This is a genomic window from Vibrio sp. Vb0349 (genome assembly GCF_033338975.1).
The window spans coordinates 14,397-34,158 of the sequence record NZ_JAWOTS010000004.1 but is presented as its reverse complement, the minus strand read 5'-3'; the positions used below and the strand labels follow the sequence as shown (position 1 = coordinate 34,158).

Annotated in this window: 16 protein-coding genes and 1 pseudogene; 5 read left to right on the top strand and 12 right to left on the bottom strand. The window is 43.6% G+C overall.

Translation table 11 applies throughout. From position 1 onward, the window contains the following. Positions 1-8: 8 nt before the first annotated feature. The 7 genes and pseudogenes from R7Q47_RS06625 to R7Q47_RS06595 all read right to left on the bottom strand — a co-directional run bounded on the left by R7Q47_RS06625 (position 9) and on the right by R7Q47_RS06595 (position 7,212). Positions 9-1,067, bottom strand: coding sequence for an HlyD family secretion protein (locus R7Q47_RS06625; RefSeq protein ID WP_005385639.1), 1,059 nt, complete (start codon positions 1,065-1,067; stop codon positions 9-11). A gap of 35 nt (positions 1,068-1,102) precedes the next feature. Continuing rightward, positions 1,103-1,558 carry a transcriptional regulator SlyA gene (slyA, locus tag R7Q47_RS06620; protein ID WP_017635177.1) on the bottom strand — a complete coding sequence of 152 codons (456 nt, stop codon included), beginning with the start codon at positions 1,556-1,558 and terminating at the stop codon, positions 1,103-1,105. A 295-nt stretch (positions 1,559-1,853) separates the two neighbouring features. Next, a pseudogene (luxQ, locus tag R7Q47_RS06615) lies at positions 1,854-4,430 on the bottom strand (quorum-sensing autoinducer 2 sensor kinase/phosphatase LuxQ). Further along, the gene (locus tag R7Q47_RS06610) at positions 4,430-5,527 is read right to left on the bottom strand and encodes an autoinducer 2-binding periplasmic protein LuxP (RefSeq protein WP_104980502.1); all 1,098 of its coding nucleotides are present in this window, start codon (positions 5,525-5,527) and stop codon (positions 4,430-4,432) included. Before R7Q47_RS06610 ends, luxQ begins: the two are co-directional and overlap by 1 nt. Positions 5,528-5,857: 330 nt before the next feature. Continuing rightward, positions 5,858-6,175 (bottom strand): GIY-YIG nuclease family protein, encoded by a 318-nt coding sequence (locus R7Q47_RS06605; protein ID WP_005373593.1) that lies wholly within the window; start codon positions 6,173-6,175, stop codon positions 5,858-5,860. Next, complete coding sequence (locus tag R7Q47_RS06600; protein ID WP_005373594.1) at positions 6,172-6,822, bottom strand: YceH family protein; 651 nt, start codon at positions 6,820-6,822, stop codon at positions 6,172-6,174. The genes R7Q47_RS06605 and R7Q47_RS06600 overlap by 4 nt, the downstream gene beginning before the upstream one ends. A 165-nt stretch (positions 6,823-6,987) precedes the next feature. Continuing rightward, the gene (locus tag R7Q47_RS06595) at positions 6,988-7,212 is read right to left on the bottom strand and encodes a hypothetical protein (RefSeq protein WP_005385630.1); all 225 of its coding nucleotides are present in this window, start codon (positions 7,210-7,212) and stop codon (positions 6,988-6,990) included. 220 nt (positions 7,213-7,432) lie between these two features. Here R7Q47_RS06595 and R7Q47_RS06590 point away from each other — a divergent pair, with 220 nt between their 5' ends. Next, positions 7,433-7,747, top strand: a complete 315-nt coding sequence (locus R7Q47_RS06590; RefSeq protein ID WP_005373603.1) for a DUF496 family protein — start codon at positions 7,433-7,435, stop codon at positions 7,745-7,747. Between the two features lie 121 nt (positions 7,748-7,868). Continuing rightward, positions 7,869-9,206: an MATE family efflux transporter gene (locus R7Q47_RS06585; RefSeq protein ID WP_005385628.1), complete on the top strand. Its 1,338-nt coding sequence runs from the start codon at positions 7,869-7,871 to the stop codon at positions 9,204-9,206. 74 nt (positions 9,207-9,280) lie between these two features. On the opposite strand, the gene R7Q47_RS06580 is transcribed toward R7Q47_RS06585, so the two are convergent. After that, a complete protein-coding gene (locus R7Q47_RS06580) occupies positions 9,281-11,917 on the bottom strand; it encodes an ATP-binding protein (RefSeq protein WP_158159481.1) in 2,637 nt (878 codons plus the stop codon). 615 nt (positions 11,918-12,532) lie between these two features. On the opposite strand from R7Q47_RS06580, the gene R7Q47_RS06575 reads away from it, so the two are divergent. Together R7Q47_RS06575 and R7Q47_RS06570 are read left to right on the top strand one after the other, a co-directional pair. Further along, entirely contained in the window at positions 12,533-13,966 is a 1,434-nt protein-coding gene (locus R7Q47_RS06575) for a glyceraldehyde-3-phosphate dehydrogenase (protein WP_005373606.1), read from the top strand. A gap of 240 nt (positions 13,967-14,206) precedes the next feature. Beyond that, on the top strand, positions 14,207-14,428 hold the full coding sequence (locus R7Q47_RS06570; RefSeq protein WP_005373607.1) for a hypothetical protein: 222 nt from the start codon (positions 14,207-14,209) through the stop codon (positions 14,426-14,428). A 142-nt stretch (positions 14,429-14,570) separates the two neighbouring features. Here the strand turns inward: R7Q47_RS06570 and R7Q47_RS06565 are convergent, their stop codons facing one another. The 3 genes from R7Q47_RS06565 to R7Q47_RS06555 all read right to left on the bottom strand — a co-directional run bounded on the left by R7Q47_RS06565 (position 14,571) and on the right by R7Q47_RS06555 (position 16,705). Then, positions 14,571-15,185 carry a LysE family translocator gene (locus R7Q47_RS06565; protein WP_005373611.1) on the bottom strand — a complete coding sequence of 205 codons (615 nt, stop codon included), beginning with the start codon at positions 15,183-15,185 and terminating at the stop codon, positions 14,571-14,573. 109 nt (positions 15,186-15,294) lie between these two features. Then, entirely contained in the window at positions 15,295-16,209 is a 915-nt protein-coding gene (locus R7Q47_RS06560) for a LysR family transcriptional regulator (RefSeq protein WP_017819875.1), read from the bottom strand. Between the two features lie 40 nt (positions 16,210-16,249). After that, the gene (locus R7Q47_RS06555; RefSeq protein ID WP_154204236.1) at positions 16,250-16,705 is read right to left on the bottom strand and encodes an Lrp/AsnC family transcriptional regulator; all 456 of its coding nucleotides are present in this window, start codon (positions 16,703-16,705) and stop codon (positions 16,250-16,252) included. Positions 16,706-17,032: 327 nt separating this feature from the next. On the opposite strand from R7Q47_RS06555, the gene yjeH reads away from it, so the two are divergent. Continuing rightward, complete coding sequence (yjeH, locus tag R7Q47_RS06550) at positions 17,033-18,295, top strand: L-methionine/branched-chain amino acid transporter (protein WP_248486470.1); 1,263 nt, start codon at positions 17,033-17,035, stop codon at positions 18,293-18,295. Here yjeH and R7Q47_RS06545 read toward each other — a convergent pair whose 3' ends face one another. Further along, a complete protein-coding gene (locus R7Q47_RS06545) occupies positions 18,296-19,741 on the bottom strand; it encodes a PLP-dependent aminotransferase family protein (protein WP_318088748.1) in 1,446 nt (481 codons plus the stop codon). Positions 19,742-19,762 lie beyond the last annotated feature (21 nt).

The window sequence follows — 19,762 nt, the reverse complement described above, 5'->3', positions numbered from 1 at the left end:
CCTCCTCGTTAATAAATATAATGAAGAAGACTCAAGAATTGGATCTGGCATCTCGCTAACCAGCCAGATAATGCGTTTTCTGGCAACAACTGCACGGTTGCTCGTGCCCCTGCTGGAAATGCACGCTGCTGAGGCTCATCGATAGCTAAATGTAAACGTAAGCGCTGCGCGTCTCTCACCCAACGGTTTGAGTCAGTTGGTGTTGCTAAGCGGCCATCCGCATCGAATTGACCCGAGCTGACCCCGGCATCCACACTCGTAATACGAGCTTCAAATACATCACCAGGTAAGCTATCAAAAGCCACTAACGCACGGCTGTTCTGATTAAAGTGTCGTAAACTCTTTTCACGAAAGTCGGCAATGATATCCACGTCATCGGAGACTAAAGCGACAAGAGGTGTACCAGCTGCCGCATAGGCCCCCGTCTCGAGCTGCAAGTTAGCGACAACGCCATCATGTTCCGCCGAGACTTGAGTGTAAGACAGATTAAGTTCCGCTTGTTTTAGCTGGTTTTGCGCCACGCGGATATTCACATTCGTTGCGCCTAAATCACCGCGGTTTACTTCCAACTCTTTTAAACGAGCACGTGCGGCCAGTAAGTTCGCTTTAGCTGCCGTTGCACTGCTCTGTGCGTCATCGCGCTGCTGTTGCGAAGTACCATTACGGTGAAACAGGGTATTAAGACGTTTTGCTTCGCGAACTTTTTGTTCCGCCACGATTTTGCTCGCTTCAACGTCTGCTTTTGCCGCAGCAATAGAAGCATCAAGTTGTTCGTTGTTTTGAATCACACGTTCAAGGTTAAGTTGAGCCTTTTCTACGGCGAGCTGATAGGACTGGGGATCAATCTGAAATAGTAGATCGCCTTGGCTTATTTCTTGGTTGTTGGCAACATAAAGATGTGTAATCTGCCCACTCACACGGGGGGCCACTTTAGTTACCACACGCGTTGCCATTGCCTGAGGCGTCAACGGCATGGCGAGATCTGCAACTAGAAAATAGGCAAAGACAAGGACAAACGCGACGCAAGAATATTTGATCCAACGTGCGAATTTTTGATCTGGAGTCATAGGCGTTTACTTCTCTTTTTATTCGGTTTTCTGACTTATTCGCTAAGTGAATCAAGCGCATTGTGAGCAATCTGATCAAGAATCAATGAAAGCTGTTGAAGTTCCTGGTCGTTGATGTCCGTTAGGAGCTTGCTTCGAACTTGAAGAATTCGAGCCTCCATTTGCTTTAGTAGGGTTTTCCCCTCTTCTGTGAGGCTAACAATACGTGCTCGCTTATCGTGTTCACAGCAATGGCGAACGATCAGAGATTGCTCTTCTAATAATTTTAATGTTCGCATCAACGACGCTAACTCGATCTCAAGCGCTTCAGCCAAATGCTTCTGACTGATGTTGTCACCCATTCGATAAAGCTTCCATAACGCAGTCCAACGCGGATACGTTAGGTTTAAAGGCTCTAACTCGCGATCTGCAACCATTTTCCACAAACGAGCAACACGAGATAATTTTTCAGCCAGAGAAAGGTCTCGCAAACTGTTGATGTCTTGAATCATAAGAACTACTCAATTACTTAGCGTGCTAAGTAATATAAAATAGTTAGCACGCTAAGTAAATATTTTTTTGTGATTGAAATCACATTGGGTGTGTCAGTGAAGGGGCAGAAATCTAAGTAACACAACACTATGTTTGAATTTGAAATGCAGCGATGTACACAACAAACGTCGAGACCAATAAAGTCTGATTTGTATAAGAGTAAAAGGGTCAGATACAAAAAAGCACAACCCACAGTCATGGTGTTGTGCTTTTCAGATAATGAATAATTGGGTTATCTCGTAGTGAGCCAATTATTCATGTTCGCTCGACTAAGAACCGCTGCTTAAAATCCACAAATGCTTCATGGAGCGCATTTTCTTTAATCGGCTTGAGAAGCACGTAATTCGCACCCGATTCCATAAAGGCGTCACTGGTTTCTTTCGCGGTGTCAGCAGTACACGCATAAATTGGCGTGCCTAGTTTTAGCTTTTGTCGGATCTCTTTGGTCGTTTCAATTCCACCAAGATGCGGAAGTTGGTTGTCCATCAGTATCAAATCGTAAGTATGATCTTTTAAGAATTCCATTGCTTCTAACCCATCTTTCGCCCAATCAACCTGCATTTTGTACTTGTTACAAAACGCTTTTAGAATGAATGCGTTAGTATGGTTATCCTCTACCAACAACACTTTGAGACTCTCTGCAAATAGTTCACCTGGCTTAACTCGCAAACTCGAATCAAGAGGGGTGAGTACTCGCTCACGATCTTTCACTGGCATTGTAATGACAAAAGTCGTTCCTAAGCCTTTCTGACTGCGGACTTGAACATCACCTTCCAGCATGTCGACAAGACTCTTCACAATGGTCAGCCCTAAGCCACTGCCACCATATTCTCGAGTCGTTGTTGCTTCTTCTTGAACAAAAGGTTCGAACATTTGGTCGAGTTTGTCAGACTCGATGCCGATACCTGTATCCGAAATTTCCACGACCAGCACGCTATTGTCAGCGCCATAGAACTGCTCAAGTTCAGCATGCAAGCGCACGCTACCCGAGGGCGTAAACTTCACAGAATTACTGACTAGGTTGAATAAAATTTGGTTCAGACGAACTTAGTCAGTAAAGATTTCAACATTGGGATCTATTTTGTTTTCAATGACAAGGTTGACGCCTTTACTTTCACAAATAGGACGATAAATGTTTTCTAACGTTCGAATTGTATCAGTGAAAGAAAACGGGTGCTTTTGGATATTAAACTTACCCTGCTCAATCTTCGAAAAGTCCAAAATATCATTCAAAACAGCAAGTAAGTGCTCACCACTATGCCGAAGTACGTCAATTTGGTTATTCTGCTCTTCTGTTTCCACAGAGTCTTTTAGCAATTGAGCAACCCCTAAAATTCCATTGATTGGCGTTCGGATCTCATGGCTCATTTTAGCCAGAAAGTCGGCACGGGCTTGAGCAGATTTTTCTGCTTCTTTGCGCGCCAAGTTACTCTGTTTTTCCGCCTCAACAAGCGTGGTTATATCCTGACCTTGAACAATAATACCGCTAATATCTCCATCAACTCGAATCGGCGATAAGTTCCAGCGATATACTTTGTCTCCAATTGGCACATTAACGCCTGTCAACGTAGCTCCCTGAGCCGCCATGCGAAGGTGTGGCATCAACTTTTCTTTGAAACCTTTGAACACTGGGTGCATGGTTTCAACATCGTTTTCCATGACTAACTCTTTGCGTGCTGCCGGATTGATTTGGACAAGTACACCCGATTCAGACCACACCATAATAGGTGATAACGCAAAGTTAAACAGGTCGCGGAAAGACCGCTTTTGTGCTTCAAGCTCTTCAAAAGTGTTTTCTAGTGTCGAACCAATATGATCGAATTCCTCAATATCTGACCCCTCAAAACGCTCAAATCCTTTTTCTTCACGAGCCGAGCGGGTATATGCCATCAGGGATCCTAACTCTTCAACTACTCGATTCTCGATCCATTCTTTAGTCATCAGCGCAATCATGACCATACCGATAACTGAGGCTAGCATTGCTAACAGGTGTTGGATTTGCAATGTCACCACGCTCTGATTGTCTTGCACAGTAAGCAAGCACAAGTCAGTCTCGGCGGCATTTACCTCAATAGGGGTTTTGATGATCAATAATTGGTCAAGCTTGTGCTGGGACTCTCGTCGTTTGAGTACGTCAAATATTTGATAAGCCTCATCTCCTACTAATGAGCTTGCCAATGGTGTGTTGTTAGCGACCAACACAACATTGTCGACGTTGCCTTCATTTTTTAACCTTTCCATTAACCCAAAGTTATTATCTAAAACAACAACATTATAAGAGTACCCCATCACTTCACCGGTTTTAGGTTGTAAAACGGGTACGCGACGAAGTAACAGATGGCGAGCTCCCATCGGGGTCTGTGAGGGTAGATAATACCAGTTGTTGCTAAAGGTCACCTGACTGGCAAGTCGGCTAAGTATCAGGTTGTTGATGCCATAGAAATGCGCGTTGCCATCGTCCCAAATAATACCTTGATGATCGGTTAGGAAACGAAACTCTGGTGTATGGGAAGGATCACTCTGGTCAATACTCATGAAAAAGTAATTGAGTGCCTCTTCATCACGTTCTGTATAAAAATCCAATACAACATCACTTTTCGAATTGCTGTTGTGATGAATCTGAATCGCTGCAAAATGGCTATCAAAAATGTTCAGGATCAGGGCAGAGGTCTGCTGCTTGGTTCGGTCGACTTCCTGCCAAATAATCTGCTTCGAGAAGTAATAACTCTGAACAAAGATGCCTAGAATGATCGGAGCAAGTACGAGAATAATTATTTTGGTAATAAGCGTCGACAATGAGCGACGCTTTCTTGTTTTTGATGTAGTTGTCATCAATTATCTGAGTATCTAAATGCACGTTTTCTTAATGCTTCAATTCTTTCTGGAGAGTCCGATTTGGTAACGACTTCAAAATCACCAGAGTAAACGGTGGGAACTGGCTTTCCTTCTAAATCCCACTTAATGGCCTCAGCCATTGCAATACCTGTATCATCGTTCATACGCATAACGGTAACGTCTAACTCCCCTTTAGAAAGCGCCTCTAACTCTGCTGAACCGCCGCCCCAACCATTGATCATTACATCGTCACGACCTAACTCTTTAAGAGCGTCAACAGCACCTAATGCTACATCGGTAGAACACGCGTAAATGAAATCAACGTCCGGATACTTCTCCAAACTGGCTTTTGCCGCTTCATACCCAGATTGCTTTGTTGCTTTGGTGTAGTAAGCAGATTGTAGTTCAAACTGGTTATCGCGGTTCACTTGGTTGATAAAAGTGTTGCCTCTGATGTCACTAATGTAGCCCTCCGAGAAATAGAGAACACTATAGTGGCTATGTTTAGGGAAACGCTTGCCAAACTCAACGGCCAATTCACGACTTCCTTCTGCGTGGTCGAAACCAACATAAAGAAACGGCTGATGATGTTCCCAATCCCTAACAGGTGTGGTGATATTTTGTAAAATTAACTTGGTTTTCTTTGAATCTAAGACATGCTCAACAAACTTACGATGTCTTGTGGTATCTAGAGTAAAGATCAAGTAATCGGAGTTGCTTTTCAGCGCCTCCATTAAAGACAAACTTTGCTGCTTTATATCTGCATTAGGACGAGTAAACACTTGATTTAGTTGATAGTCGATATCAAGCTTATCTAGGCGTTTTTCAAACGCATCGATGTTTCGAATCCAATAATCAGAGATCTGCTGCCCTGGATAAACAACAGAAATTTTCAGTGGACGCTTTTTGTCTTTTGCTACGGGTACAGGGGTTTCTCTTACCACTTCAGCCAACGCACTAGTTAGCTGCTTCTGTTGTGGAAACTGGTCTAAAAATTCTTGATATGCCCAATACCCATTAAGAACTTGGGTGGCCTGCACATTCGGCGTAAAAGCGGCCATTGAAATCAGGGAGAATACTAACGCTTTTTTCATCTACTGCTCTTTTAGCTTTTTTATGAGCCTAATTCAGCTCTATTCATTACCTAGCCGAGTCATCCTATACTCTTGTAATCTACCTTCCTCTTAGTGTCTGTTTCAATAGTAAATTGGTTCTTGGTCTGAGTGGATGCAAATAAAGTACATTGAGTCGCTTCCTTTGTCTCGATGACGTAGAGACATTTCGCGCTTTTCATATTCAGGACCTTTAAACAGAACACCAGCCCATTATGCGTCAGTTTATTCCTACATGGTACTCCAAAAACAAAAAGAAACCGCCAATGTGACATAGGCGGTTTCCGTGTATCTTTGCGTAGCAAGGGCTTATCAGAGTGCCACTATCTCTAACATCATTTGTTGATGTTCGTCGACGACAATATTTGCTTTTGACATAACGAGCAGCTCTTTTTTCGCTTTAGTTAGTTGCTTAATATAGTACTCTGCTCGCATGGCAAGCGTCTTTGAGTCAAAATCCGATGACCATTCCAATACCAAAGGGCCTTTTCCCTTCAAAGCTTTCGCTCCTTTTCCGGTTTGGTGCTGATTGAATCTTCGTTCAACATCATTGGTAACACCACAATACAACGCGTTGCGGTTATTTCGTATCAGATAGACACTCCAACGCTGCGTTGTATTTTCCATCATGAAAGCAGTGACTCAACCTTAGCTTTTAATTCATCCAGCTCTTCTTTCAGCTGAGCGACTTCGAGCTCTAGCTGACTTACTCGATCGGAGCTCGAGCTTGCAGCAGACACAGGCGCTGCAAGTTCGGACGCATCAACATCACCACAGAACAAATGCATATAACGCGACTCCCGCTTACCAGCCTCACGTGGTAATTTGACCACTAATGGTCCTTTCTCTTCACTTGCTAAATGCTCAAGGACCGTTTCCACTTCTTTTACATCATGAAATGTCGCGAGACGATTAGTACGAGTGCGAATTTCCCCAGGTGTTTGAGCACCGCGCAAAAGCATACAGCATACAATGCCCTTCTCCTGCTCAGTCAGCTTTAAATCACCAAACTCCGTATTACAGAAACGGTGTTGATACTTGCTGACGCGGCTGTTGAACGCACTTTCGTCACTGACGAGCCTGCGCTCAATAAGAGCATCAACGGCATCGAGTACGTCTGACTCAGAGAGTGACATCACGGGATCACGGTTGCTTTTTTGATTACACGCGTTGGTTAATGCGTTCAGGCTGAGGGGGTAAAGATCTGGGGTAGTGACTTCTTTTTCGATCAAGCAACCAATAACTCGTGCTTCAATTGCCGTTAGCTCAACTTTCATAATGCATTTCCTTATTATTTTTGCATTTGACTTTGTACCTAAATCGCTTCGAAATCATACGCCATAAATTCACACAGCAGTGCAAGAAGCGTTAGCGGTTCAGGTGTTGGTGTCAGGCTAAAGCATAGCGTAAGACCTGACACCCCTTACGAATAGGGTCAGGTATCAATGCTCCGAGAGAATCGGCACTCTCGTCAAATTGCCATCTTGGTCGACCATCATTATTTTTGAACGATTAAGCTCAACTTCGATGATTTCGAGTTGCTCGCGTGCGTTGATATACGCCGTTTTTAACTTTTCAGCCACAGAGCGAGTGACTTGCTCATTATCTTGACTATTTACTTGCTCCGCAGTGTTACCAGAGTCCATATCAAGTTCATCATTTTGCATTCAATGGTGTTGATAATATAGTGAAGGCCACGTTATGACAATGAATCGATGGATTCTACGATGTTGGCCAAAACTCGAAGAAAGCAGCACGATTATATGGACACAGCGCAATTGGTTGAGAAATGTTCAACTCTGCATTGCTATTGATCTAAAGACTGTTATGCCACTGGATGTTGTGCTTTAATCGAGGAAGATATTCATAAAATTAGGAAAGAGAACTATGAGTAGCGTATTTGAAATCGTTAACCAAGCTCGTCGTAAAAACAAATTAAAACGTGAGCTTCTTGATAACGAGAAGAAAGTTCGTGATAACCGTAAACGTGTTGATCTTCTAGAAAACCTTCTAGACTACATCAAACCAGAAATGACTCACGATGAAATCGTCGCAATCATCAAAAATATGAAAGCAGACTATGAAGATCGTGTTGATGACCACATCATTAAAAGCGCTGAGATCTCTAAAGCACGTCGTGACATCAGCCGTCGCATTCGTGAGCTGACTGAAGAAGACAAGCAAACTAGCGGCAAAAAATAAACGCGTAAGCTAGATTTTCGAACCCCGAGCAAGAATATCTTCCTCGGGGTTTATTTTTGTCTCTAAACTAACCGCCGTGTACAATCAATCTAACTCTTATTCCTAACGCATTCAGCTTTCTATGTCTTCAACTACGACAAGTACACAACCAACGCTTGCAAAACAATTATTTACGATGACCTGGCCAATGCTATTTGGCGTTCTGTCTTTAATGAGCTTTCAGCTTGTGGATAGTGCGTTTATCGGTCAGCTCGGCGTTTTACCGTTAGCCGCTCAAGGTTTCACTCTGCCTTTGCAAATGGTCATTATCGGTATTCAAGTCGGTCTAGGGATCGCAACGACAGCGGTCATTTCTAAAGCTCTTGGGGCGAATGAAAGTCGGTATGCCAAACAACTTGGCGGATTGGTATTGATGATCGGCTCAATTGGTGTCGCTATTTTTGGCGGGCTAATTTGGCTTTTGCGCTACCCCATTTTAGCTCTATTAAGCGCTCCAGAATCTGTTATGCCGATAATCGACAGTTACTGGCCTTGGTGGTTATTAAGCTCATGGACTGGTGCAGTTTTGTATTTTTACTACAGTATCTGCCGAGCTAATGGCAATACAATGTTACCTGGCACAATGATGATGATAACCAGCGGCGTGAACCTTGTGCTCGACCCGCTATTTATTTTCACGTTTGACTTGGGTATTAACGGAGCGGCAATAGCAACCATCGTCGCTTTTGGGTTTGGTATTTTAGTCGTCGCTCCTCGCGTGAAAAAGAATCACTGGGCAACGACACAATGGCAAGATCTTAACGTAGCCAAAAGTGTTGCATCTATCGGTAACATTATGGGCCCTGCGATGATTAGCCAACTGCTGCCACCGTTGTCTTCCATGCTAGCAACAAAATTATTGGCAAGCTTTGGAACCGCAGCAGTCGCCGCTTGGGCGCTTGGTTCACGCTATGAGTTCTTTGCTATCGTTTCGGTCTTGGCGCTGACAATGTCTATGCCTCCAATGGTTGGACGCTTACTTGGAGCAAAGAACTATGAAGATATCCAAAGGCTCGTCAGTATTGCCGTAAAATTCATTCTAGGTTTCCAACTTTTGATTGCTGCCATTACATTTGCCGTCGCAAACCCACTCGCATTATTGATGACAAGTGATGTGCAAGTGGAGCAAGTCTTGGAAATGCATTTACTGATAGTGCCGATCAGTTTGGGTTCATTAGGGGTTTGTATGCTAATGGTTTCTCTTTGTAATGCATTAGGCAAATCTTACACCGCGCTCACTATTTCAGCGCTGCGCTTGTTTGTCTTTTTCCTACCGTGCTTGTGGGTTGGCGCTCAAATGGATGGAATCCGAGGTTTACTCTTAGGCGCTTGTATCGGCAACCTGTTAGCTGGTGTTTCCGCATACCTAACCTATCGCCAAACCATACGCAAACTCGCAGGCGCTCAAGCCAACGCGTAACGATGAATAATCAGAACTAAGCCCCTGAAATGGGGCTTAATCGTTTTGACACCTTGTCTAAGTTGAAATGTTAGCTAGGCGAGTTTTAATTCACTAAAGAGCTCAAACAACTGGTTCGATTTATACGGCTTAGGTAAATAAGCATCCATGCCTGCCGCAAAACAGTTGTGGATGTCTTCTTCCAAAACACTCGCAGTGAGTGCGATAATCATCGTTTTTTCACGTCCTGCTTTCTTTTCCCAACGACGAATTTCTTTCGTCGCGGTCAGTCCATCCATCACGGGCATCATGCAGTCCATTAAAATTGCATCGAATTCTTCTCCCTTTGTGATGGCTTCTAACGCTTCTTGACCGTTGCTTGTTATCAAATAGTCATAACCTGCTTTATCCAGAAAGAAACTCGCTATTTTCTGGTTCATCAAGTTATCCTCCGCAATTAAGATCCTCCGATGAGAGCGCGACGCTCGATATTCAGAGCTGACAACATTATTGGTGACATTGTCACTTGATATAGTCTTTTCAACCTTAGCTAAATCATCAATGACATGCTTAAATCGATTGCCAAGGAAAGGTAATGTGAGTACGGCATGTACTTTTTCTGCATTTTCGTAGGGAGTGGATAAATGATGCTGGCAAATAATCACACGGCGAAGATCGTAATTAAATGATAGATTATCCAAGATTTCATCGGTATTAGCGTCGTTACTGTGGCACAGAAATATGACATCAAAGTCATCATTTATCGCTTGCACTTCATTCACATTATTAACACCAAAGAGATTGATTTTCGCTAAGCGACACTCTTTTAATACTTGGTCGGCGTAGTCGTAATTTGAGCAGATCAAAAGCCCTTTATTAATCACCTCAGAACGCCAGCCAAACACCGGAATTGCTTCAACCTCAATCGAGAATTCAAAGCATGTGCCCACTCCTTTTGTAGATGTTGCTACGAGCTTGCCCCCCATCATCGACACAAGCTGACAACAAATTGCCAAACCCAACCCTGTGCCGCCAAATTGCCTCGACACTCCTTCATCTTCCTGAGTAAAGGGTTCAAAAATCGTGGTTAACTTATCTTGATCAATGCCTATTCCGGTATCTTCTACTTTAAACGTCAGCACTCCACGTTCTTTCTCAGGTAACTCTTCATAACTAACATCAACGCATACATGCCCACTTTCGGTAAACTTAACCGCATTCGATACCAGATTCGTAACTACCTGTTTGACACGATGATCATCGACCATCACGCGAATGGGGATATTTTCAGCTAAATTAATACCTAACTTTAGCTGTTTAGATGTTGCTTTGGATTGGAATAAAATCATCGACTGATACACGACTTCTCGGATATCCGCTTCTACTAGTGACAGCTCCAATCGTCCAGACTCGATTTTAGAGAGATCCAATATATCGTTAAGTAAAGTAAGCAGCGTTTGAGATGATGAGTCAATGTCATCAACAACTTCTTGTTGATGCGAAGACAACTCACTTTGAGAGAGTATTTCTGTCATGCCCATGATCCCGTTAAGGGGCGTGCGTATTTCATGTGACATGTTGGCAAGAAACACAGATTTTGCACGATTAGCCGACACTGCTGACTCTTTTGCATGCAGTATTTCTTCAGTTTGTCTCTGCATTTCTTCAACCACTCGATTCACTTGCTGAGCAAAAATGGTCAGTTCATCACTTCCATCAACTTTGACTTTTGTTTGCTTCTCTTCGGAGTTGATCAACGCGTTTAAAGTATGAATGATCGCATCGAGTTTGCTGTTAACTCGGAACCAAGTACTAAATCCGAGCCAACAAAGCAGGATAACCACTAAGGCGACGCCAAAACTGATCATCGCTATATTGGCCTTTTGTTCATGAACCTGCGTGAGAAGCGACTGCTCAGTTTGTTTGGTGAACCCATCAATGAGCACTTGTAAGCGCTGCACACGAAAATCGAGTTCTTTTAAATACGCGGCGTAGTCACTTTGTGACATGTCTCCTGACATTAATTGTCCGCGAGACGCCAAGTTTCTCTGATATCTCGGCGAAGTAAACAAGCCAAGCAATTTATCCACTTGCTCGTATGACCCACCTAAGTTTAAAAACGCATCCAAATTTTGCTGCTGTCTGTCAATCGCCTGATAAAACATACTTTGACTTAGCCGACTCTTAGGGTCTTGGACTAAACGGTTCGTCAGCCAAGCTTCTTTCTGTGTCCAAAAAGAGAGCTGAGCAAGGTAGGCAATAAAATTTTGCATGCGAATGCCATCGTCACTGCCATACCATTGATGATTTTGCAACAAAGAGCGCGACATATTTTGGAGCTGTTGAAATGCCCAATCACCCAGGTCGTCCATCTCACTCAATCTACCTGACAATACCCCCAGCATGGCTTCTTTCAGTTCATCAGCATACTCAGCAGTATTAGGGTTACTCACAAACTTTTGATGCAAAGAAGAAATAACTTCACCTTGTTCTTCAATATTAATGGCTGCAGAGACTTGAAGATCAGGCTGTCGGCGTACTTTCTCTATGGAGTAAATAAAGTGGGAGGCCTTGGATATCAATTGGAAACCTTGAATATTGCTAACCGTTTGATTGAGACGGCTCACGCGCAACGCATTATCAGAAAACTGCTGAACTGCAAACACCACTATTACCACAGCGGGTAATAGTGCGAGGAGTGCTAAGCGTGTTTTTATTGATAATCTCAACATCCATCAGCCTAATGGTTGATTTCATCCGTTTATTTAATATTAGACTAGTTTCTTGCATTGAAAGGCATATACGACATTGTTACTTTCAAACAACATTCACCTACCTAGATTATGGTTATTGTGAGTGTTTTATCATCGGCTAATGAAGTGGCAATTGTGATTCAAGTCATATTTTTTGATCTTAAAGTTGGATGCAAACAATAAAGTTTCACTCACAACTAAGAGTCGCATCACTTTTCAGGAAATCATCTATTGTATGTTTACCTATTGAGTTGCCTTATCGAGTCAAATCACACAAAAATGCAAAATATCCATTTTTGTCAACAAAAATAATTTGAAAGCAAACGTTATCATCGCAAAAAAAGTAAGTTACTTTCTAAATGTCAATACGTGAAAACCACTGCTTTAGTCACATTAATCCACCACTAACGTCCCCTTAAGTAGTGTTTTACACTGGATTTAATTTTCCTAGCAGAATAAGGACTCCGACCTTAGAATCCGCACACATAACTATTACAACCCGATTACATAACCCACCACACTCTTGCACGCTGCCGAAGAGGCAACAGCAGAGAGTATGGTTAGCCCCCAAAACGTGAAAGGTCTAATACAACAATGAGTCCAGAGAAATATCTCCAAGACTGGCAAACTAGCCAAACGATTGCTGAATCTATTTCCCCTCTAATTGGTAAGCTATATCGTCAAAAAGGAATCGAAGTGGTTCTGTTTGGTAAAACGCTTATTAATGCTACTACTATAGACATTCTCAAAACTCATCGCGTTGCAAGACGTTATACCGGTAACCCACTTTCGCTTGAGCACACGATGCCTATTATTCAAGCGCTTTGTGAAATGAGCATTTCTTCATGCCGTGTCGATGTTGGCCAATTGGCAACTATGTACTGGAATGAACATGACGATACAAGCTCTCTAAACGATTTCCTTATCACTGCACTTGATGGCGCTCGCGACGCAGATTCTTCATTGAAAGCGCGTGATGTGGTTCTTTACGGGTTTGGTCGCATTGGTCGACTACTTACTCGCCTTCTCATTGAGAAAAGTGGTCCAGGTTACCCACTAAGACTACGTGCGATTGTGGTTCGTGGCGGTAAAAAAGGCGATTTGGAGAAGCGTGCTAGCCTGCTGCGTCGTGACTCAGTTCACGGCCAGTTCAACGGTAGTATTGTTATCGATGAAGAGCGTAAAGCACTGATCGTTAACGGCAACTACATCCAAATTATCTACGCAAATAACCCAAGCGAAGTAGACTATTCAGCTTTCGGTATCAATAACGCGCTAGTTGTTGATAACACAGGTGTTTGGCGTGATTCTGAAGGCCTGAGCCAACACTTAGCGTGTCAAGGCGCAGAGAAAGTACTGCTAACAGCACCAGGTAAAGGTGACATCAAAAACGTTGTATTCGGTGTAAATGAGTCGGTAATTAAAGAAGATGACACCATCATCTCTGCGGCAAGCTGTACAACAAATGCAATCACGCCAGTCCTTAAGGCTCTGAACGATAAATATGGTGTTCTTTCTGGCCATATTGAAACCGTGCACTCATACACAAACGACCAAAATTTGATCGACAACTTCCACTCTGGTGACCGTCGCGGACGTAGTGCTTCACTAAACATGGTTCTGACTTCAACAGGTGCGGCAAAAGCAGTTGCTAAAGCATTGCCAGAGCTTGCAGGCAAGCTAACAGGCAACGCGATTCGCGTACCGACACCAAACGTTTCTATGGCAGTCGCTAATCTAAACTTAGGTGAAGACGTAGACCGTGATTCACTGAACGATTACTTGCGTGAAATGGCGTTGAACTCTGAGCTTTCGGCACAGATTGACTACACCGATTCAACAGAAATTGTATCAACTGACTTAGTTGGCTCTCGCCATGCAGGCGTCGTAGATGGTCAAGCGACTATCGCACAAGACAAGCGTTGTGTACTTTACATCTGGTACGACAACGAATTCGGTTACAGCTGCCAAGTTGTGCACTGTATGGAACAAATGATGGGTGTTCGTTACCAAACATTCCCTCGATAGGTGAACTTTGCTCCACAACGTTAACCACATAGCGTAGCGGACAATATCTCATATTTGTTCTAAATAATAAGCGCCATGCGCATTACTAATATTTTTCCCCGTTTATACGCCTGATCACCCTCAGGCGTTTTTTCGTTTCATTCATTTGACACTCTCCGGACAAAGTGAACGTCAGCATTCATGTTTTGTTCATGTTCACAGCATTAATCTGAGCACATAAATTACAGAGAGGTCATGATTATGAATCGGATTATTGTAACTGCACTAGCACTGATTACCGGCTTTTTTACGTTAGTATTTAGCTTGATCATTGCGATTCCGTTGACCATCGCAGCATTAATTACCGGCAAGCGTATTGAAAAGCGCGTCAAGAAAATGCAGAGAGAAATGCACGAAGAATATGAGTTTAATACAGGTAAAGCAGATGCGATTGAAGGTGAATTTGAAGAGGTTCGCCGGTAAGTAAATAAGATTTAGATGAGTTTCTCTCCCCCGACCGCTCCTGAGAAACTTCTTGCTTTCACCCTGTCCTTAAAATGGCAGGGTGCTTTTTTGAAAAGCAGCCACACGGGCTGCTTTTAGTATTTCTGTCTTGCGAGCTTGTCTATACCGTTACGACCACTCTAAGAGCCAGCAGCATGAGTACTACCCCTGACAAACGATCAATCAACACTGCCTTAGAGCGAATTCTGTCAACGACTTTAGAGCTCGATAGCACTAGGGTAATAAAGGTGTACCAAAGCCCATCCACAACAAACGGCGTGGCAACAATGATCATCTGATTACTCAAATCATTACCGAGCGCGACAAACTGACTGAATAATGCGATAAAAAACAAAGCAATTTTGGGACTTAAAATCGAGATAAAAAAGCCTTCTCGCGCAGACTGGATTACCGTTGTTTCCTCACCTGACTCCAACTTCGCAGCCACACCACCTTTTGAACGCAAAGCATTAAACCCTAAATACGCAAGATATGCAGCACCCACAAGGCTAATCGTCTTGAACAACATCGGGCTTTGCTGCAAAACAACAGCGAGCCCAATCAAAGTAATAAACGCATATATACCAATGCCAAACGCATGAGCCCAAGCCGTAGCTAATCCATTGATACGTCCACCAGCCAACGAGTGCTTAGCGACAATAGCTAAGCTGGGACCTGGTGACATAGCCCCTAATAAACACACGGTAAAAAGTGATAACCAAACTGTTAGTGTCATAAGAATCTCCCCTCTTTGAAGCTCACTCTATCAACGGAAGAGGTATAATTAGAAATCAAAGTTATTCATACTAATCATGACTTCAAGTCATAGCTAAACGGTGTACGTATTAGCGAATGGAATATTCAGAGATTTGCATTACTGAGCGAATCTCTTCTCGCACCCATTTATGCGCAGGATCCGTGTCGTATTTGGGGTGCCACATTAACCAATATTGATGAATAGGTGTTTCGAGTGGTAATGCTTTATGGGTTAAGTCCCAATGCTTAGCGAGGTTAACGGCAATATGTTCAGGAGCCACCATCAGGTGCTCACTTGCAACTAAGCGATTGATCGCAGCAGAGAAGAATGGAACCTTAAAGGTAACGTGGCGGGTGTGCCCTAGCTCTTTCAATGCTAAATCAGTGTAGGAATCTTTGTCTCCGCCGCCAGTCACTTTGATGTGTGAATATGAAATCAAGTCTTCAATACTGATCTGGTCCTGCTTTGCTAACGGATGAGAAGATTTCATCAAACAAACTGATGAATCCTCACCAATTTTAACGCTCGACACACTCTGTGGTTTTTCTGGATACATAGAAGACGCGATATGGATGCCCGTCTCATGAAGTTTATCAAGAAAGTTGGGTTGCCACAGTCGGTACGCCATATCTAACTGTGGCGCTTGTTCACCCAAGTGAGAGGCAATATCGGGCAATACGTATTGCGCCACGTAGTCACTAGAAGCAATAACAAGCTCACCTTGCCACTGCCGCGGCTCAAAAGGTTGGTCATCGAGTAAATGGTCAAACTCAGCCAGTAATGCATCAAGCTTTGATTTTAACGCTATTGCTCGTGGCGTTGGTATCAGTTGATTACCTTGACGAATAAGCAGTGGGTCACCACACAGATCGCGCAATTGTGCAAGCTGTCGACTGACGGCAGACTGCGTAATGTGCAAACGGTCTGCGGTCCGGCTGACATGACACTCCTCTAAAAGTACATGCAGGGATCTAAGTAGATTCAAATTAATGTTGTTTAACATATTCGCTCAGAAGGGTTTTCAACATGGCATCCATTCATGGTCACTTCACAAACAGGTTCCCAGTCGTGTTAAAGAATTCAGCTAAGACGGTATGAGTCATCAGGTTTCGAAGCTCTGGATATCGTTGAATTTGATCTCTGATTTCGTTCAAGCGAGCCATCGTAGGCACTTCGACAAAAACCATCATGTCCGTCTCACCGCTGATCGCATGACACCATTTTACGCCATCAATTTTGTATAACTCGTCCGCGTATGATTCGCAATAATACGTAGAGGTTGATTTATCGAACTTTAAGGCAAAATAGGCGCAAATCGAATCCCCACCCGAAGGCGCAATTTCAGCGTGATACCCTAGAATCACTTTGTCATGCTCTAGCTTACGAATACGGGCCGTTACCGCAGAACGAGAAAGGTTTACTTTATCCGAAATTTCAGTCACCGACAGCCGAGCGTTGTGCCTGAGCAGATCCACAATCTTATGATCAAACTTGTCCATACCGTTACCAAGCTTTCCTTATTTTTCTCATTCTATACCGATTCTAACTGCATAAGAAACCAACATTTTGTTGGAATTATTTAAAACAACCGTCATATTGACGGTTTAGTAAATCATTTTGTTATTAACATTTTGGATATGCTATTTGGCGGGCATGAGATGAGTGCTGTTATCCATTTCAACAGAAAATAGATAACACATTGAAATCAAATTCCCACCTTAAGTACTCAGCACATAAATAGCATCGCTTAAACACATAAAACGAAATAACCAGAAGCCACAAGCTTTTTCGCAATAACCCTCATAACATTGGATGAATCAATTCGCATGGAAGAGCTCAAAAAAGACATTTCACTCACATCAGGTATCGCACAGTTATCCACCACATTAATGGGAACGGGGCTGTTTATGATCCCGGCTATCGCAGCAGGTATAGCTGGCCATTTTTCACTATGGGCTTGGATTTTATTGTTCATCGCGATTTGTCCTATTGCGCTGACTTTTGCTCAACTGGGTAAACGATACCCCAACGCGGGCGGAACAGCCTTTTTTGTACGCAAAGCCTTTAACGCCAAACTGGAAAGTAGTGTCGCTTGGCTATTTGTTAGTGTCATTCCGGTAGGGGTTCCGGCCGCGATTGCACTCGCCGCAGGCTTCCTACAACAAATATTGCCAGAGCCTATTAGCAACAATCTGTTTGCACAAGTTCTCACGGTAGTACTTCTTGTGTTCGTCAACTTGATGGGCACAAAATCATCAGGTCATTTACAAACTCTTATTGCTTTGAGTGTCTTCGCACTTGTTGGCGCATTTTTATGGAAAGGCGACGTTAACAACGCCGATCTTGTGATGCCCGCCATCACACAAGAGTCAATTTGGCCTATTACCGCAGCGTTAGGCGTGATGTTCTGGTGTTTTGTTGGCATAGAGGCTTTTGCCCATATGGGGGAAGAGTTCAAAAACCCTCAAAGAGATTTCCCTATTGCCATTGTGGTCGGTTGTTTTGTAGCAGGGGCTACCTATTGGGCATGCTCTGTCGTTATTTTAAAATTTGGCGCGTATGGTAACGCTCAATTTGATAACGCATCCATCCCCTGGCTTAGTGCCCAACTACTAGGCGATGGAGCCAAATGGATAATCAGCTTGATAGGTTTCTCCGCTTGTTTCGCGAGCGTTAACTTATACACACAGAGCCTAGCGCGAATGGTCTGGGCTCAAGCTCGGGAACATCGTCCTTCTAGTCCACTAGCCAAGATTTCACGTCGTGGTGTCCCTTTCTCAGCCACCATATTAGTTGGCGGTATATTATTGATATCTTGTGTGATAGGAACCCTATCACAGCTCGATCTGGAGTTTTTCCTAAAACTCGCAAACAGTGTATTCGTTCTGGTTTACATGTTGGCGATGTTAGCCGCTTTCAAATTGCTTCGAGGATTTGGTAAAGCGCTTGCGGGACTTTCTCTACTGCTTTGTACCGGTGTTTTTATATGTTTAGGCTGGTCAATGTTTTATGCACTTGGCATTTTTACTCTACTTTTACTGCCTTGGAAACAGTGGCGACATAAGCGACAAACACGTGTAGTTGAATAGTCATCGCGTCCCATTTCGAAATATGTGAGCTAAACGTTGGATACCAGCGTCTATGTTCTCTAACGCGATATTGCCGTAACCAAGCACGGCACCATGCCAGTGACGTGCTTGAAAATCTGGGTGTTCATAATAGTTCAAAGGTCGCAAGATGATCCCTTCATGCTCTGCTAGTTTTGTAAAACGCTGCTCATCCATACCGTCTTGCCATTTCAACGTAATATGAAGCCCCGCCGCTTGGCTAACGACGCAAACACGGTCGTCAAAATGCTGTTGAATGGATACATGCATCTGTTCATGCTTAGTTTTGTACAGTCGACGCATTTTTCGAATATGACGTAATAACCCACCTTCAGTAATAAAATCTGCCAATGCTTCTTGTGTATGCGTCGGCGAATCACCACTTAACGCATCCTTAACCACTAAACATTGCTCTACTAAACGTTCAGGAACTACAAGGTAGCCAAGCCGCAATCCGTTAAACATCACTTTACTGAAGGAACCCACATACAACACACGATCATCTCGACCCATTTGAGCCGCTAGCCCCTGTAAGCTGGTATAGGGACGATGAGCAAACTGGAATTCGCTGTCATAATCGTCTTCGATGATCCAACGTGACTGTTCGACTGCCCAGTTGATGATCTTCCCTCTTTGCTCAGTATTGAGTGTGGTGCCCATCGGATATTGATTGCTTGGGGTGATATACAGGGCATCGGCATCGCTTGTGGTCACAGCTTCCACATCAAAGCCTAGTTTCTCTCGGACGAATAAAGGCTCAAATTGATACTGCTGGAATTGAATCAACTTCCGCATTTGCGCGTAACCTGGTTGCTCCATCAGAACCTTATCACCTTGTTTGAGCACTACCATCGTCGCAATCGACAACGCTTGCTGCGCCCCAGAGGTAATAATGATGCGCTCTGGAGAACAATTCACTGAACGGCTTGATGCGAGGTAGTCAGCTAAAGCACAGCGCAATGCCCAACTACCCTGAATATCTTGATTCCCCAACAAGCAAGTACGAGACATATGGCGAGTGAGTAACTTTTGCCATTGCGCCATCGGAAATGCGTCCAAATCCGGCACACCCGGTGCAAATGCGCGGTTGATATCAAAGTGAGCTTTCGGTGATGAGTCTCTCTGAACTGAACTAGGTTCAGGCAAGTACTGCTCTGGCAGTTCTACGGCAACATAAAAACCAGAACCTTTTTGGCTGTTCAAGTACCCTTCCGCCACTAACTGTTCGTAGGCAGAAATCACGGTATTCCTACTTAGATTAAGCTCTTGTGAAAGCTTCCGCGTAGAAGGCAGCTTCCCATTCTTCATCCACAGTCCTTGAACAATTTTCTTGCGAATAGCAAAAAACAACGCTTGCTGACGCGTTCCATCAGTGTCTTTTAAATGCAGGTCACCGATATCAATCAAAGACAAACTGGATCCATCCATTAGTTAAAAGTGGCTCTCTTT

Coding starts and splice junctions, on each gene's coding strand:
- slyA (WP_017635177.1), bottom strand. CDS start 1,558: ATGATTCAAGACATCAACAGTTTGCGAGACCTTTCTCTGGCTGAAAAA.
- R7Q47_RS06610 (WP_104980502.1), bottom strand. CDS start 5,527: ATGAAAAAAGCGTTAGTATTCTCCCTGATTTCAATGGCCGCTTTTACG.
- R7Q47_RS06585 (WP_005385628.1), top strand. CDS start 7,869: ATGTCTTCAACTACGACAAGTACACAACCAACGCTTGCAAAACAATTA.
- R7Q47_RS06545 (WP_318088748.1), bottom strand. CDS start 19,741: ATGGATGGATCCAGTTTGTCTTTGATTGATATCGGTGACCTGCATTTA.
- R7Q47_RS06600 (WP_005373594.1), bottom strand. CDS start 6,822: ATGAAAGTTGAGCTAACGGCAATTGAAGCACGAGTTATTGGTTGCTTG.
- R7Q47_RS06605 (WP_005373593.1), bottom strand. CDS start 6,175: ATGATGGAAAATACAACGCAGCGTTGGAGTGTCTATCTGATACGAAAT.
- R7Q47_RS06575 (WP_005373606.1), top strand. CDS start 12,533: ATGAGTCCAGAGAAATATCTCCAAGACTGGCAAACTAGCCAAACGATT.
- R7Q47_RS06595 (WP_005385630.1), bottom strand. CDS start 7,212: ATGCAAAATGATGAACTTGATATGGACTCTGGTAACACTGCGGAGCAA.
- R7Q47_RS06590 (WP_005373603.1), top strand. CDS start 7,433: ATGAGTAGCGTATTTGAAATCGTTAACCAAGCTCGTCGTAAAAACAAA.
- R7Q47_RS06555 (WP_154204236.1), bottom strand. CDS start 16,705: ATGGACAAGTTTGATCATAAGATTGTGGATCTGCTCAGGCACAACGCT.
- yjeH (WP_248486470.1), top strand. CDS start 17,033: ATGGAAGAGCTCAAAAAAGACATTTCACTCACATCAGGTATCGCACAG.
- R7Q47_RS06560 (WP_017819875.1), bottom strand. CDS start 16,209: ATGTTAAACAACATTAATTTGAATCTACTTAGATCCCTGCATGTACTT.
- R7Q47_RS06565 (WP_005373611.1), bottom strand. CDS start 15,185: ATGACACTAACAGTTTGGTTATCACTTTTTACCGTGTGTTTATTAGGG.
- R7Q47_RS06570 (WP_005373607.1), top strand. CDS start 14,207: ATGAATCGGATTATTGTAACTGCACTAGCACTGATTACCGGCTTTTTT.
- R7Q47_RS06580 (WP_158159481.1), bottom strand. CDS start 11,917: ATGTTGAGATTATCAATAAAAACACGCTTAGCACTCCTCGCACTATTA.
- R7Q47_RS06625 (WP_005385639.1), bottom strand. CDS start 1,067: ATGACTCCAGATCAAAAATTCGCACGTTGGATCAAATATTCTTGCGTC.